Below are 14,486 nucleotides of genomic sequence, written 5' to 3'. Positions count from 1 at the left end.
TTTATAAAGAGTTAACAATGAATAAAAATTTATTAATAGAAATTGGAGTTGAAGAATTACCAGCTCTACCTTTACTAAAAGAACTTCCAAATATAGAAAAAAAATGGATTGAGATCTTAAAAAATTATAAATTAGAAAGCGAATTTAAATTTTATTATACTCCAAGAAGATTAGTATTTTTTCATCAAAATTTTAAAGAAAGACAAGACGATTCTTTTGTGGAATTTATAGGAGCTCCTAAAAATATAGCTTATAAAGATGGAAAATTAAGCAATGCTGGACTTAGTTTTTTACAAAAAGCAGGTATAAGCGAAGAAGAGCTTGAATTTAAAGAAATCAAAGGAAAAGAAGTTTTGTATTATAAAAAATATATACAAGGACAAAAAAGTCAAGAAATCTTGCCTTTGATGATAGAAAATTTTCTAAAAAGTCTTAATTTTGGCAAAAGTATGAGATGGGGAGAATATACTTTTGAATTTATTAGGGCTATAAGATCTATGGTTTGTCTTTTGGATAGTAAAGTGCTTGAATTTGAGCTTTATGGAGTTAAAAGTTCAAATAAAACTTTTGTTCATAGAAGTGTTAGTTATGATTTATTAAGTTTTAATAGCATACAAGCTTATTTTGAAATTTTAGAACAAAATTATATTATTTTAGATCCAGAAAAAAGAAAAGAAAAAATTCTTAATGAATTTAAAGCCTTAGAACAAAAGCATTTTATCAATATCGCACAAGATGATGAATTGCTTAATGAAGTCATTGCTATTACTGAGTATCCTAGTGCTTTATTAGGAGGTTTTGACAAAAATTATCTTGAAATTCCTAAAGAAGTTATTATCACTTCAATGAGAGAAAATCAACGTTATTTTGCCGTCTTTAAAAATGAAGAACTTAGTAATCATTTTATAGTTGTAAGTAATTCAGTTTGTAAAGATTATACGCAAATTATAGAAGGTAATGAAAGAGTTTTACGTGCAAGATTGAGTGATGCTATGTTCTTTTGGAAAAATGATTTAAAAACTGGTTTAAATCCAGATAAACTTTCTTATATCACCTATCTTGAAAATTTAGGCTCGATGAAAGATAAAAGCTTAAGAGAAGAATATATAGCAGAAATTTTATGTGAGATTTATAATAATCCAAATACCAAAGATATTAAAACAGCTATAAAATACTCAAAAGCCGATCTTAATTCTCAAATGGTTTATGAATTTACAAATTTACAAGGTATTATGGGTTCTTATTATGCTAAAGCTATGGGATTTAATGAAGCAATTTGCTTAGCTATTAAAGAACAATATTTACCTGATGGAGAAAATTCCAAACTTCCAAGCAATGAATTTTCTAGTATAGTATCTTTAGCAAATAAACTTGATACTCTTTTAGGGCTATTTTCTATAGGAAAGCTTCCAAGCGGTAGTAAAGATCCTTATGCATTAAGACGTGCTGCAAGTGGAGTTTTAAAAATAATACTAAATACAAAAAAAGATTTAGATCTTGATGATTTATTTTCAAAAATTTGCAAAAATTACAAAGAATTTGATATACAAATTTTAAAGGATTTTATTTTTGAAAGACTTTATACTTTTTATGAAGTTAATGCTTCTTTTATCAAAGCTGTATTAAGTTCTAAAAACACTAATATTATTTATATTAACAATGCTATTAAAGCCTTAATCAAAATTAGCCAAAAAGAAAATTTTAGTGAAAATTTTAGCACTTTTAAACGTCTTGCCAATATAGCTTCAAAACCGAAATATCCATTAGAAAAAACACTTTTTACACAAGAAGAAGAAAATAAGCTTTATGAGGCATTTTTACAAACTTTAAATTTTAATGATGTAGAAGAAAAATTAGATAGCTTATTTGCTCTAAAACCTTTGATTGATAACTTTTTTGATAAAGTAATGATCAATGTCGATGATGAAAAAATAAAGAATAATCGTCAAGCACTTGTATATCAAATTTATAGTGAATTTCTAAAAATTGCAGATATTAAAGAAGTAAGTTTATGAAAAAAATATTTATTTTTTTATTCTTTTTGCAGTTTCTTTTTGCAGAACAAAATATTGATCTCATCAAAGGACAAGCTTTATTTTTAGAATTTGATAAAAAAGACTTACAAAAAATTACACTAAATGATAAAAAAATTAATTTTTTCATTCATCCAAATAATAAAAATAAAGTTGTAACAATATTTTCACTCCCTTATAAAAATCCAACTAAAAAAAATATTATTAAAGCAATTTATACCAATAAAGAGCAAATATATACTATAAATTCTCTAGAAGGGGCTTATAAAAAAGAATTTATACAAGTTACACCAAATAAAGTTTTTCCTTCCAAGGAAAAGCAAAAACAAATTGCTAATGAGTTTAAAGAAGCTTCTTTAATTTATGCTAACTATACTCCAAATACTCTTATAAAAACAAATTTCCAAAAACCGCTTGATTCTTTTATTACAAGCTCTTTTGGTAAGGCAAGAATTTTTAATGATAAATTAGCTTCCTATCATAGTGGCACTGATTTTAGAGCAAAAATAGGGACAAAAATAAAAGCTGCAAATTCAGGCATAGTAAAACTTGCTAAAAATCGTTATTATGCCGGAAATTCTATTATCATTGATCATGGATATGGAATATATTCACAGTACTATCATCTTTCAAAAATTCTAGTAAAAACTGGAGATAAAATTGAAAAAGGACAAATCATAGGATTAAGCGGGGATAGCGGAAGAGTAAATGGACCTCATTTGCATTTTGGAATCATTGTCAATCAAAAACAAGTTGATCCTATTGATTTCATACAAAAATATAACGCTTTATTTGGCAATGAAAAAATTTAGTGAATTTTTTGAAAATTGGCTTCATCAAAACTATTATAAAAAAGTTACTAAAATAGGCAAAGAAGGAGATTTTTTTACTGCTGTTAGCGTGGGAAATCTTTTTGGAACCTTAATAGCTCAACATTTCTTAGATTTAATTGATAAAAAAATTTTAACTCCTCCTTTGCAAGTTGTAGAAATAGGAGCAAACGAAGGATATTTAAGTAAAGATTTTTTAAGTGCTTTGCTTGAATTTAGACCAGAGCTTTTTAAAGAAATAGAATTTTACATTATAGAACCACATTCAAAATTACAAAATTTACAAAAACATACATTACAAAATATAGATTTTCACCACAAAAATTCCTTAAAAGAATGCGAATTTGAAAATGCCTTTATCTTTTGTAATGAGCTTTTTGATAGTTTTTCTTGTGAATTAATAAATGAAGATAAAATGGCCTTTATAGAGAATTTTGAAATTCATTTTTTAGCTATGGATGATTATACTAAATCAAAATGTCAAGAATTAAAACTTTTAAAAGGTGAATTAAGCTTTGCTTTAGAAGACTTTTTTAAAGACTTGAATAAAGCTTGCAAAAAATTTATTCTTGCTGGATTTGATTATGGGGTATTAAATCCAAATTCTTTAAGTTTAAGAATTTATCAAAATCATAAAATTTTTAATCCTTTTACAAGTAAGTTGCAAGATTTTTTTGGACAAAGTGATCTTACTTATGATGTTAATTTCACACATTTATATCAGCTTTGTGATTTTTATAATTTTAAAATTCTTTCTTTTGAAAAGCAAAAAGAAGCCCTATTACATTTTGGTTTTGAAAAATTATTAAAATATACTCAAGATAAAAATATTAAAAGTTATGAAAATTTTTTACAACAAGCTAAATATCTTTTTTTTCATTTTAATGATAAATTTCATTTTTTTGAAATTCAAAAAGCTTAAATGGGATATAATTAAAAAAATGGAGGAATATCATGCTTTTAGGGGTAAATATTGACCATATAGCTGTTTTAAGAGAAGCTAGAAAAGTAAATGATCCAAATCTTTTAGAAGCAGCTTTGTTTGCTTGTCATTTTTGTGATCAAATTACTATTCACGTAAGAGAAGATAGACGCCACACTAATGAAAGAGATTTAAAAGATTTAATCAAACATTGTAAAAATCCTATCAATTTAGAATGTGCACTAGATAATGAAATTCTTGATCTTGCTTGCACTTTAAAACCAAAGCGTGTTACTTTAGTTCCAGAAAAAAGAGAGGAGCTTACAACAGAAGGTGGGCTTTATTTAGATCATGAAAATTTAAACTCTAGTATAAAAAAATTAAAACAAGCAGATATTGAAATTTCTTTATTTATAGATCCAAATTTAGAAAATATCCAAAAAGCTTCTTCACTAAAAGTTGATTTTATAGAGCTTCATACAGGATTATATGCTAATTTATATAATGCTATTTTTAGTAATATTTTAAAAACTCCATATAAAATTAAAGAACTTGATTTAAATTCCAAAATTCTAGAACAAAAATTAGAAGAAGAATTAAATTCTATTAATCTTTGTGCTTTAAAAGCTAAAGAACTTGGTTTAAAAGTTGCTGCAGGACATGGGCTTAATTATAAAAATGTCCAAAAAATAGCAAAAATTAAAGCTATAGATGAATTAAATATAGGTCAAAGCATTATCGCAAGATCTGTTTTTGTAGGTCTTAAAGAAGCTATCTTGGAAATGAAAGCTTTAATCAATGAATAAGCTTGCCATAAGCATAGGCGATATCAATGGAATTTCTTGCGAAATTCTAATCAAGGCTCATAATGCCATTTCAAAAATTTGCACGCCTTATTATTTTATCCATCCTAATCTACTCTCACAAGCTTTAAAAATTTTAAATTTAACTATTGATAATTATAATTTAGTCATTTTTGAAAAAGATAGTAAAGAAGAATTTTTTCTCAAAGAAGAAAATAAGCATTATAAAATTTTTTGCTTTAAAAGTGCACTTTATGCGGATGTAGATTCAAATTTTGATATTAACGTCGGCAAAATTGATACTAAAAGTGGACTTTACTCTTATTTAAGTTTTCAAGCGGCTAATTATTTTGTAAAGGCAAAATATGCAAAAGCTCTAATCACTCTTCCTATTCATAAAAAAGCTTGGCAACTTGCACATATACCTTTTAGAGGACATACAGAAGCTTTAAGATTTTTCTACAAAAAAGAAGCCATTATGATGCTTGGATGTTCTAAACTTTTTGTAGGACTTTTTAGCGATCATATCCCCTTAAAAGAAGTCAGTAAAAAAATTCAATTTAAATCTTTAGTTAATTTTTTTATCAACTTTTATAAACAAACACATTTTAAAAAAATTGGGGTTTTAGGATTTAATCCACACGCTGGTGATTACGGCGTTATAGGTGGAAAAGAAGAAGAGATTATAAATAAAGCCATTGAATTTAGCAATGCTTATTTAAATTTTTCAAAAGCTAGCACTAAACAAAAAAATATTTTATTAAAGAAATTTAATATTACAGAAAAAACTCTGCTTCAAAATGCTTTAAAAAATGAGATTTTAAAACAAGAATTACTTCAATTTAATACTCATCTTTTCTACTTACCGCAAGTTTTAGTAGCTGATACCGCTTTTACTAAAAATTCTTTAAAATCTTGTAACAGACTTATAGCTATGTATCACGATTTAGGTCTTGCTCCGCTTAAGGCTTTATATTTTGATCAAAGTATTAATATAAGTTTAAATTTACCCATTATACGCACTAGTGTTGATCATGGAACTGCTTTTGATATAGCCTATAAACATAAAGCAAAAATTAAAAGTTACAAAGAAGCAATTAAATTTGCCCTATATTTAAACCATATAAAGAATGATAAAAATGGAAAATTATAAAAAAGCTATTTTTGCTCTTGCCTTAAGTGCTTTTTGCATGGGAGTTACAGAATTTGTTATGGCTGGAGTTTTAATTGATGTTCAAAATTATTTTAATATTGATACAAAGAGTGCTGGTTATCTTACAACTCTTTATGCATTAGGGGTTGTAATTGGCGCTCCTTTAATTAGTATAATATTAAGTTTTTATAAACGACATATACAACTTTTAATTAATATAGCTATTTTTGCTTTTGCCAATTTAACTATCTTTTTTAGTACAAATTTTTACTTAAGTGCTTTTGCAAGATTTATAGCAGGAACTCAACATGGGGTATTTTTTGTTATAGCTACACTAACTATTAGCGTAATAACTCCAGATCATAAAAAAAGTCAAGCTCTTGCTATTATGGTGAGTGGATTAACTATATCTTTAATAAGCGGTGTTCCACTTGGAACTTTTATTAGCCATTATTTTGGCTTTAAATTTGTTTTTTTATTGATTTTTATAATTAGCATCTTAGCATTTATAGGAATTTTACAAATGATGTCTAAAAATCTCAGTCCCAATAAAATGAGTTTTAAAAACCTTATCCCAGCTTTTTCTCATATCAACTTAATAAAAACTTATGTTATTACTATTTGTACTTGTGGAGCCCAATTTATCCTTTATACTTACTTGCAAAAACTTTTATTAGAAAAAAGTGGTTTTGAAATTCAAGATAGTGCTTATATTTTACTTTTGTATGGAATTTGTGCAATTTTAGGGAATTTATGGGGAGGAAAAATAGTTAGTCAAATTGGAGCAATTCGTTCTTTAAGAATTATACTAAGTATTCAAATTTTGATATTTTTAAGTGTATTTTTTACAATGAATTCTAAAATTTTAATTATTATAAATATTGCTTTAATTGGTTTTTTTGCATGCTCAAGTATTAGTGCTTTAAAAATTTTAAGTATCATTAAAGCTAAAAGACACACTTTTAAAACTATTGATAGTTCAGTTAGTATCAATGAGGCTGCTTTTAATGTTGGAATTGCTTTAGCATCTTTTATAGGGGGTATTGTTTTAAGTTATCTAGGAATAGAATTTAATGCATTATTTTGCGCCTTATTTGTTTTACCTGCATTAATTTTAAGTCTTTTTCTTGCTAAGGATAAATTTTCTTTTGATCAAATTAAAAGAAAAAAATAATACGGAATAATAATTGCTTGTATTATATAAAATTAGCTAAAGGATAGACTATGATTATAAATCCAAATCAAAATAATTCTTTGTTTTTTAGCAAAGTCAAAGAAAAAAATTTTTCAAGCGATGAATTTCAAGCCAGTTTAAATGAAATTAAAAATAAAGAAAAAACTGATGCAAAAGAAGAAAAAGAAGTAATGAAAAATCAAGACATTGATCTTTCTAGCGTTAAAAACAACTTTAGTGCTTACGCATGGCAAAAAATGAGAGAAGATCAATACAAAAAGAATGAAGAAACTATTTTAAACAAACTTTTTGCAACTATTGATCAAGCAAATCAAGCTAAATAATAGCTTGATTATACATTTTTAAATAAATTTTCTAAATTTTTAAAGGCCTCTGCTGCACTCTCATTATTTTTAGAATCAAGAACATTAAGCTCTATTTCGCAAGAACTCAACATAGAAACAAGGCGAATATTAATTCCATTCCTTCCTATAGCCTTGCTTTTTTGATCATTGTTTAAACTCACAATAGCTTTTTGATCTTTAATCTTAACAGAACTAATAATAGCAGGTGCTAGAGCTCTTGCTATTAGAATTTCAATTTCATTTGAGTATTCTATACAATCAATATTTTCATTATGGAGCTCTTTGCTTACAGCGTTAATCCTTACTCCTTTAACGCCAACAGTAGCTCCTACTGGATCAATATTGCTCATATTAGTTGTTAAAACAACTTTTGCTCTTTCTCCTGGAATTCTTGCACAATTTTGTATACTAACATAACCATCTTTAATCTCAGGAACTTCAGATTCAAGCAAACGTTCTAAAAATTTAGGACTTGTCCTAGAAAGTTCTATTTTAATACCTTTATCGATATAAACACGACGTATTACAGCTTTAACAACATCTCCTATTTTAAATTTTTCCCCTTTAATACGATTTTTTCTCGGTAAAAAAGCTCTTAATTCATCAATTTCTATATAAGTATTTTCTTCACTATCTATACGCACGACATTCCCAAATACTATTTGACCTACTTTATTTTTATATTTATCAAAAATAGTTTGTTCTAAAAGCTTTTGGATATGATATTCAAGTTCTTTATGTAAAATATTAACTGCTGTTCTTCCTAAATTTTCTAAAGAGCACTCATAAGTAAGCTCATCTCCAACCTCAACTTCTCCAGCTTCTTTTCTAGCTTTACTTAGAGCAATAAAACTTTCATTATTTTCGTCTAATCTTTCATCATTATCTGCTATAACAGTAATTTTTTGATAAAGTTTCAAGCTTTTATTATCAACAAAAAAATCATATTCTTGTCCATAAACTTTTTTAGCTGTATTAATTAATGCAACAATTACTTTATCTTTAACACTTTCTAGATCTAAATTTTTTTCATTAGCAATAGATTCTATAATATCTGTAATTTTTTCCATTTCTATATTGCCTTTTTTGGGAAATTTTCATTAATTTGCTTAAAGAAGATAAAAATTATATCTTTAATAAGTTTAATTAAAAGTAAAATTGATATAATAATAAATTTAAAAGAAGTTAAGGAAAAACTATGGAAATAAAATTAGCAAGAAATTCAATCAACGAAAAACCAAAAACTATTACTTTAGAAAAAATCGAAGAAGCTGTAACAAAAGAAGGGCAAAAATTTTTTTACTTTGATAAAGACAACTCTCATAAACAATTAATTTCTCTTGTAGAATATTTTGAAAAAAAAGGCTTTAGCGTTTATCATAGAACTATTAAATATGGGCTTGATGAATCAGATTTTATGTATGAGGTACACATTCTTTGAGTGAAAAAAAATTATTTATTCAAACTTTAGGTTGTGCTATGAATGTAAGAGATTCAGAACATATAGTTGCTGAACTCTCTCAAAAAGAAAATTACACCTTAACTGAAGACATTAAAGAAGCAGACCTTATACTTATCAATACATGCTCTGTAAGAGAAAAACCTGTTCACAAATTGTTTTCTGAAATTGGAGCTTTTGAAAAAATCAAAAAAAATGGTGCCAAAATAGGAGTTTGCGGTTGCACTGCTTCACATTTAGGGGATGAGATTTTCAAAAGAGCTCCTTATGTGGATTTTGTTTTAGGAGCAAGAAATGTTTCAAAAATCACAAAAGCTGTCAAAACTCCTAAATTCATAGGGACAGATATTGATTATGATGAAAGTGAATTTACTTTTGCTGATTTTAGAAACAATCCTTATAAAACTTATATTAATATTTCTATAGGTTGTGACAAGCATTGCACTTATTGCATAGTTCCTTATACGCGCGGAGATGAAATTTCAATTCCATTTGATATCATTTTTAAAGAAACCTTAAAGGCAGTTCAAAAAGGAGCAAAAGAAGTATTTTTACTTGGACAAAATGTAAATAATTATGGTAAAAAATTCCGCAATAATCATAAAAAAATAGATTTTTCAGATCTTTTAGAAGAGCTTAGCACTATTGAAGGCTTAGAACGTATTCGTTTTACTAGCCCTCATCCTTTACATATGGATGATAAGTTTTTACAAGTTTTTGCTAATAATCCTAAAATTTGCAAATCCATTCATATGCCATTACAAAGCGGTTCTGATAATATTTTAAAAGCCATGAAAAGAGGATACGATAAAAAGTGGTATTTAAATAGAGCTTTTAAAATCAGAGAACTTTGTCCTGATGTTAGCATATCTACAGACATCATTGTAGCATTCCCTGGCGAAAGCGATAAAGATTTTGAAGAAACTATGGATGTTTTAGAACAAGTGCGTTTTGAGCAACTTTTTTCTTTTAAATATTCTAAAAGACCTCTTACTAAAGCTGCTTCAATGCCAAATCAAATTCCTGAAGATATCGCTTCTTCTAGACTTACAACTTTGCAAAATAGACATAATGAAATATTAGATGAAATTGTTCTTAAACAAAAAAACAAAGAAGTAAAAGTTTTATTTGAGGAGCTAAGGGCCAATGGAGCTGTTGCTGGTAGAACGGATAATAATTTTTTAGTTCAAATTCAAGGAAGTGAAGAATTCTTAGGAAAATTAAAACGTGTAAAGATTACAGATGTTAAACGCATGGTGCTTCATGGGGAAATTATTTAAAGAATTTTTTTTAACTAGAATAATATTTTTATTACAATGGTTTATTTTCTTAACTTGTTCTAAAGAATATAAAGGAAAAAAGGTAGATGAAAAACCTTGTGTTATTTTATTTTGGCACGGACGATTAGCTTTAATGCCTTTTGCTTTTAGACATTTTAGATTTAAAAATAAAAGAGCTTATGTAATGATTTCTCTACACAAAGATGGAGAAAAAATTGCAAGAATTATTTCATTTTATGGTCTTCACTCCATTAGAGGTAGCACTTTTAAAGGAGCTAGAACTGTATTAAAATCAGCTTTTAAAGTTTTAGATCAAAATGACGATATAGTTATTACCCCAGATGGTCCAAGAGGACCTTTTCATAGTATTTCAGATGGGGCGATTTTAATTGCACAAAAGAAAAATGTTAAAATAAGAATTTTAAATTATGAAACAAATCGTTTTTGGAAATTTTCAAGTTGGGACCAAATGATTTTACCAAAACCTTTTAGTAAAATTATTTATAGACTTTCTGATCCTTTAGATATTTCAGATTTATCAAAAAGCCAAGCGAAAATTTTTTTAAAAAAAGAATTTGAAAAAATATATAATATGGATAGTTTCAAGGTTTATTAATGTTTTTTTTAAAAAAATATCTTCCACAGATTTTTATTGCTATTCTTATAAAAGAAAATGAACAAATCTTTAAAGCAAAAATTTATCGAAATAAAAATTTAATTAGCACCCAAGAAAAAACTTTTAATGACGAAAAAAAACTTCTAGAACATATAAAAAAATTAAGCAAAAAATATCTTATATACTATATAGGCTTATTTTTAAATAATCAAGAGCAAGGATTAATTCCTGATTTAAATACCAATAATCTTGAAAAATTTAATATAGGCAAAATGAGTGTAAAATATTTACCTTTAAATAATGCACAAATTTATATTGCTACTGAACATATAGAATATTTTAATGAACTTTTTGAAGAATATAGCGGAATTGATTTTTTATATTCACCTTTTGCTTTGCTATATTATCATATCTCAAAAAGGAGCTTAAGCTTAGAAAAAACGATTTTATATATACATAATTATGATAATTTTTTAACTTTAATGATTTGTAAGGGAAAGGATATTTTATTTGGAGATTATAAAGTATTTGAAAAAAATACTACTCAGGGAAATATTGAAGATCAATCAGACTCTTTAGATGACGAGTTATTGTTTTCTAAAGAAAAAGAAGAGCTTGATATGCAAGAAAATTCTGAGTTTTTAGATAGCGAAAATAAAGAAAGTGTATTACAAAATGATATCGATTTTAAAGAATTAAATAGCTTTAGTCATGACATGGAAATTTGTAATTATATTTTTTCAAGTATTCAAAAATTTTATAATGATGATAAATACTCTAATAATTTCATTGATGAGCTAGTATTTTTTAGCGATAAAGAATTTTCTCTTGCTACTTTTGAAGTAATAGAAAATGAAATCTTTTTAGAGCCAAAATTTGAAAAAATTGATACTCTAAACTGGATGATAACTTTAATGCAAGAGGAACTTAACTCTTATGAAATATAGTTTTATACAACCTAGAAAAAAACCTATTTGGACACTTTTTGATAAAACATGGTTTGCTTTATTTATATTTGGAATCTCATTTATTTTATTTATTTATTTTATTTATTTATTTAAAGTAAGCTTTATTTCTAATTCCATAGAAAACAAAAAACAAGAAATAATACTTAAAGAAAATCAAATTTCAAAAAACGAAGATTTATATAAAATTTTACTCAATCAAAGCTATATGGCAAATAATTTTTATACACAAAACCAGTATATAAAGGAAAGTCTTAAAAATATTTTAGATATGGTTATTCAAACAAATGCAATTACTTTGGATAATTTAGAACAAAATAAATATTCACTAAAACTCTCAGGCATTACTCCAACAAAAGAAATGTTTATTTTGCTTTTAGAAACTCCGCTAAAAAGTGTTTTTGATGAAAGTCATACTAACTATTATAAACTCAATAATGGGTGGTATCGTTTTATAAGTATTAATACAAAAATAGGAAATAACAATGAAAGATAAAAGTTTTGAAGAAATAGATGTTTTAAAACTTCTTATCTATTCTTTTAGTTTTATAACAATATGTACTGGCTTAATTTTATTTTTACTTTTGCCTATACTTAAAGAATACAAAGAAATCGTTGCAAAAGAAAATATTCAAAATTCATCACTTGCCTCAACCAATAAAGAACTCAAAGCAAGTGAAGATAAATTAAATCTTTTACGTAAAGAAAATAATATAAGCTTGGAACAATTTAAACGTCAATTTGATGTTCAAAATTTTGTAAATTTTACAAAAAACTACTTTCAAAATGTAAAAATAAAGTCTTTAGATACAAATCAATCAATTCCTTATTTAAAAGAACACCTACTGATACAGGCAAATATTAAAAATCCTAGAATTTTGTATAATTTTATAGATCATTTAAAACAATATAAAAACCTAATTCAAATAGATTATCCTCTTACATTAAAAGCAGATGATAAAGATATAGCTGTAAGTTTTCCTGTTAAAATTTACTTTGCAAATCCTTGATATAATCTTTTAAAAATTGACTACCCATTTTCTTTCGTCTTTGGACTATTTTGCAAACTCTTATTATTTGTTTTTGAACGAGAAGTTCTAATAAAACTAATAAGCTCCTCTGTAGTTTTAATATGATAAGGAAGTTTGCTAAGACAATATTTAAAAATTTCAGCTGCAGCTAGGGCATCATTTAATGCTCTATGATGTATATTTTGTATACCTAAAACTTCTTTAAGCGTTTCAAGTTTATATCTTGGACTATCTATACAACATTGAGCAAATTCTATAGTACAAATACGACGGTTAAGTAAAATTCCTAAATTACAATTATTTAAAGCTTTAGAAATAAAACTATAATCAAATCTAACATTATGTGCCACAAAAATACTGTCTTTTAAAAAGGTTCTAAATTGTTTTAAAACAATATCAAGAGCAGGAGCATTCTTTACCATATCTATATTAATACCAGTTAGCTCGGTAATTTTATCAGGAATTTCTTCAACCTTAATCAAAGAACAAAAATGATCGATTTCTTTAAAATTTTGAATTTTTACAGCACCTATTTCTAAAATATTTCCATTCTTAATACCACCTGTGCTTTCTATATCAACTATACAAAATATTTCTTCTTTAAAATTTTTAGTTCTTGATTTTAAGGTAAGAGTATTATCTTTATTTAAATTAAACGAAATACCCATAAATTCTAAAAGCCTCAAATCTAGATTTAAATCCTTTAGCTCATCAATCATAGAAAATTCGTTAATCACCCATTCATAAGATCTACTTTGTCTTATAAGTTTAGTAATAATTAAATCAATTTGTTGTAAATTCAAAATTCAAGCTTTAATGATTTAATAGCACTTGCATAATCATTAGAAGAAAAAATATGATTTCCTGCAACCAATATATCAGCTCCACTAGCTTCCAACTCACTGGCATTTAAACCATTAATACCCCCATCTACCTCTATAAAAACCTTTGCATTTTTCCTATCAATCAACTCTCTTAATTCTCTAATTTTTTCATATATTAATGGCAAAAACTTTTGCCCACCAAATCCTGGGTTAACACTCATTAAAAGAATCATATCAACAAATTCTAACATATGTTTTATAGAATCTATAGGTGTATGAGGATTTAAAACAATAGCAGGATGAATTCCTTGAGATCTTATGTATTCACAAAGTCTTATTGGATGATTTTCTGCTTCTATATGAAAAGAAATAAATTTAGGCTTTAAAGGGATAAAAAAATCTACAAATTTAACAACATCTTTTACCATTAAATGTACATCTAATGGAACATTTGTAATACTAGAAATTTTTTCTATTACACAAGGACCAAATGTTAAATTTGGAACAAAATATCCATCCATTACATCAATATGTAAAAGATCGGCTCCAGCCTGCTCTATCGCCTTAATCTCTTCCTCAAGTCTTAAAAAATTGGCAGATAATATACTAGGAGCTACATACATTTTAACCTCATTTTATATTCAATTTAATTTAGACGACAAAGAAAAATTTTATCTTTTATATATTAAAAAAATATAAATAATTTGAATTTTTAAGTTTATTTAGATACAATTTTGTTTTTATATAGAAAAAACATAGCTAAAATAAATCTCAAGCTTAAGGAAAAACTAATGTCAAGAATTTGTCAAGTTACAGGTAAAAGACCTATGGTAGGTAATAATGTTAGTCATGCAAACAATAAAACAAAAAGAAGATTTTTACCAAATCTTAGAACAGTTCGTATAACCCTAGAAGATGGTACTACAAAAAAAATAAGAATTGCAGCTTCTACTTTAAGAACTCTTAAAAAACAAAACTCTAAATAATATTAAGGATTTTACTCCTTAATATCTACGATATTAATATATAAA

At 26.0% G+C, this 14,486-nt stretch carries 17 protein-coding genes; 14 read left to right on the top strand and 3 right to left on the bottom strand.

What is annotated here, in order from left to right; genetic code table 11:
* The first annotated feature begins 17 nt into the window (after window positions 1-17).
* From glyS to DU473_RS03090, 7 genes are read left to right on the top strand one after another with little or no spacing between them, the layout of a single operon-like run.
* Window positions 18-2,015: a glycine--tRNA ligase subunit beta gene (gene glyS, locus DU473_RS03120; RefSeq protein ID WP_131186509.1), complete on the top strand. Its 1,998-nt coding sequence runs from the start codon at window positions 18-20 to the stop codon at window positions 2,013-2,015.
* Entirely contained in the window at window positions 2,012-2,845 is an 834-nt protein-coding gene (gene pgp3, locus DU473_RS03115; RefSeq protein WP_131186508.1) for a peptidoglycan metallopeptidase Pgp3, read from the top strand. The genes glyS and pgp3 overlap by 4 nt, the downstream gene beginning before the upstream one ends.
* Window positions 2,832-3,785, top strand: a complete 954-nt coding sequence (locus tag DU473_RS03110; protein ID WP_131163631.1) for an SAM-dependent methyltransferase — start codon at window positions 2,832-2,834, stop codon at window positions 3,783-3,785. Before pgp3 ends, DU473_RS03110 begins: the two co-directional genes overlap by 14 nt.
* 32 nt (window positions 3,786-3,817) lie before the next feature.
* Window positions 3,818-4,591: a pyridoxine 5'-phosphate synthase gene (locus tag DU473_RS03105; RefSeq protein WP_131163632.1), complete on the top strand. Its 774-nt coding sequence runs from the start codon at window positions 3,818-3,820 to the stop codon at window positions 4,589-4,591.
* Window positions 4,584-5,741 carry a 4-hydroxythreonine-4-phosphate dehydrogenase gene (gene pdxA / locus DU473_RS03100; protein WP_131163633.1) on the top strand — a complete coding sequence of 386 codons (1,158 nt, stop codon included), beginning with the start codon at window positions 4,584-4,586 and terminating at the stop codon, window positions 5,739-5,741. The genes DU473_RS03105 and pdxA overlap by 8 nt, the downstream gene beginning before the upstream one ends.
* A complete protein-coding gene (locus tag DU473_RS03095) occupies window positions 5,728-6,915 on the top strand; it encodes an MFS transporter (RefSeq protein ID WP_131163634.1) in 1,188 nt (395 codons plus the stop codon). The genes pdxA and DU473_RS03095 overlap by 14 nt, the downstream gene beginning before the upstream one ends.
* A 50-nt stretch (window positions 6,916-6,965) precedes the next feature.
* Window positions 6,966-7,259 carry a hypothetical protein gene (locus DU473_RS03090; protein WP_131163635.1) on the top strand — a complete coding sequence of 98 codons (294 nt, stop codon included), beginning with the start codon at window positions 6,966-6,968 and terminating at the stop codon, window positions 7,257-7,259.
* A gap of 8 nt (window positions 7,260-7,267) precedes the next feature.
* Here the strand turns inward: DU473_RS03090 and nusA are convergent, their stop codons facing one another.
* Complete coding sequence (nusA, locus tag DU473_RS03085) at window positions 7,268-8,350, bottom strand: transcription termination factor NusA (protein ID WP_131166347.1); 1,083 nt, start codon at window positions 8,348-8,350, stop codon at window positions 7,268-7,270.
* A 128-nt stretch (window positions 8,351-8,478) separates the two neighbouring features.
* Here nusA and DU473_RS03080 point away from each other — a divergent pair, with 128 nt between their 5' ends.
* The 6 genes from DU473_RS03080 to DU473_RS03055 are packed head-to-tail and all read left to right on the top strand — an operon-like array spanning window position 8,479 to window position 12,610.
* Window positions 8,479-8,721 (top strand): HP0268 family nuclease, encoded by a 243-nt coding sequence (locus DU473_RS03080; RefSeq protein ID WP_131163637.1) that lies wholly within the window; start codon window positions 8,479-8,481, stop codon window positions 8,719-8,721.
* Window positions 8,718-10,019, top strand: coding sequence for a tRNA (N6-isopentenyl adenosine(37)-C2)-methylthiotransferase MiaB (gene miaB / locus DU473_RS03075; RefSeq protein ID WP_131163638.1), 1,302 nt, complete (start codon window positions 8,718-8,720; stop codon window positions 10,017-10,019). Before DU473_RS03080 ends, miaB begins: the two co-directional genes overlap by 4 nt.
* Window positions 10,003-10,635 (top strand): lysophospholipid acyltransferase family protein, encoded by a 633-nt coding sequence (locus DU473_RS03070; RefSeq protein ID WP_131186507.1) that lies wholly within the window; start codon window positions 10,003-10,005, stop codon window positions 10,633-10,635. Before miaB ends, DU473_RS03070 begins: the two co-directional genes overlap by 17 nt.
* Entirely contained in the window at window positions 10,635-11,582 is a 948-nt protein-coding gene (locus DU473_RS03065) for a DUF8569 domain-containing protein (protein WP_131186506.1), read from the top strand. Before DU473_RS03070 ends, DU473_RS03065 begins: the two co-directional genes overlap by 1 nt.
* Window positions 11,572-12,096, top strand: a complete 525-nt coding sequence (locus tag DU473_RS03060; protein WP_131163641.1) for a hypothetical protein — start codon at window positions 11,572-11,574, stop codon at window positions 12,094-12,096. The genes DU473_RS03065 and DU473_RS03060 overlap by 11 nt, the downstream gene beginning before the upstream one ends.
* Window positions 12,086-12,610 (top strand): hypothetical protein, encoded by a 525-nt coding sequence (locus DU473_RS03055; RefSeq protein ID WP_131186505.1) that lies wholly within the window; start codon window positions 12,086-12,088, stop codon window positions 12,608-12,610. The genes DU473_RS03060 and DU473_RS03055 overlap by 11 nt, the downstream gene beginning before the upstream one ends.
* A 20-nt stretch (window positions 12,611-12,630) precedes the next feature.
* Here the strand turns inward: DU473_RS03055 and DU473_RS03050 are convergent, their stop codons facing one another.
* Together DU473_RS03050 and rpe are read right to left on the bottom strand one after the other, a co-directional pair.
* Complete coding sequence (locus tag DU473_RS03050; protein WP_131186504.1) at window positions 12,631-13,434, bottom strand: 3'-5' exonuclease; 804 nt, start codon at window positions 13,432-13,434, stop codon at window positions 12,631-12,633.
* On the bottom strand, window positions 13,431-14,078 hold the full coding sequence (gene rpe, locus DU473_RS03045; RefSeq protein WP_131166349.1) for a ribulose-phosphate 3-epimerase: 648 nt from the start codon (window positions 14,076-14,078) through the stop codon (window positions 13,431-13,433). Before rpe ends, DU473_RS03050 begins: the two co-directional genes overlap by 4 nt.
* A gap of 168 nt (window positions 14,079-14,246) precedes the next feature.
* On the opposite strand from rpe, the gene rpmB reads away from it, so the two are divergent.
* Window positions 14,247-14,441 (top strand): 50S ribosomal protein L28, encoded by a 195-nt coding sequence (rpmB, locus tag DU473_RS03040; RefSeq protein ID WP_131163645.1) that lies wholly within the window; start codon window positions 14,247-14,249, stop codon window positions 14,439-14,441.
* Window positions 14,442-14,486 lie beyond the last annotated feature (45 nt).

It is taken from the genome of Campylobacter novaezeelandiae (assembly GCF_004323845.1).
GTDB classification, from domain to species: Bacteria; Campylobacterota; Campylobacteria; order Campylobacterales; family Campylobacteraceae; genus Campylobacter_D; species Campylobacter_D novaezeelandiae.
The sequence above is the reverse complement of the archived record's forward strand: the minus strand, read 5'-3'. Positions and strand labels throughout refer to the sequence as shown.

Excerpts from the sequence above, each read along its gene's own strand:
- glyS (WP_131186509.1), top strand. The coding sequence starts at position 18 with ATGAATAAAAATTTATTAATAGAAATTGGAGTTGAAGAATTACCAGCT.
- pgp3 (WP_131186508.1), top strand. The coding sequence starts at position 2,012 with ATGAAAAAAATATTTATTTTTTTATTCTTTTTGCAGTTTCTTTTTGCA.
- DU473_RS03110 (WP_131163631.1), top strand. The coding sequence starts at position 2,832 with ATGAAAAAATTTAGTGAATTTTTTGAAAATTGGCTTCATCAAAACTAT.
- DU473_RS03105 (WP_131163632.1), top strand. The coding sequence starts at position 3,818 with ATGCTTTTAGGGGTAAATATTGACCATATAGCTGTTTTAAGAGAAGCT.
- pdxA (WP_131163633.1), top strand. The coding sequence starts at position 4,584 with ATGAATAAGCTTGCCATAAGCATAGGCGATATCAATGGAATTTCTTGC.
- DU473_RS03095 (WP_131163634.1), top strand. The coding sequence starts at position 5,728 with ATGGAAAATTATAAAAAAGCTATTTTTGCTCTTGCCTTAAGTGCTTTT.
- DU473_RS03090 (WP_131163635.1), top strand. The coding sequence starts at position 6,966 with ATGATTATAAATCCAAATCAAAATAATTCTTTGTTTTTTAGCAAAGTC.
- nusA (WP_131166347.1), bottom strand. The coding sequence starts at position 8,350 with ATGGAAAAAATTACAGATATTATAGAATCTATTGCTAATGAAAAAAAT.
- DU473_RS03080 (WP_131163637.1), top strand. The coding sequence starts at position 8,479 with ATGGAAATAAAATTAGCAAGAAATTCAATCAACGAAAAACCAAAAACT.
- DU473_RS03070 (WP_131186507.1), top strand. The coding sequence starts at position 10,003 with ATGGGGAAATTATTTAAAGAATTTTTTTTAACTAGAATAATATTTTTA.
- DU473_RS03065 (WP_131186506.1), top strand. The coding sequence starts at position 10,635 with ATGTTTTTTTTAAAAAAATATCTTCCACAGATTTTTATTGCTATTCTT.
- DU473_RS03060 (WP_131163641.1), top strand. The coding sequence starts at position 11,572 with ATGAAATATAGTTTTATACAACCTAGAAAAAAACCTATTTGGACACTT.
- DU473_RS03055 (WP_131186505.1), top strand. The coding sequence starts at position 12,086 with ATGAAAGATAAAAGTTTTGAAGAAATAGATGTTTTAAAACTTCTTATC.
- rpe (WP_131166349.1), bottom strand. The coding sequence starts at position 14,078 with ATGTATGTAGCTCCTAGTATATTATCTGCCAATTTTTTAAGACTTGAG.
- rpmB (WP_131163645.1), top strand. The coding sequence starts at position 14,247 with ATGTCAAGAATTTGTCAAGTTACAGGTAAAAGACCTATGGTAGGTAAT.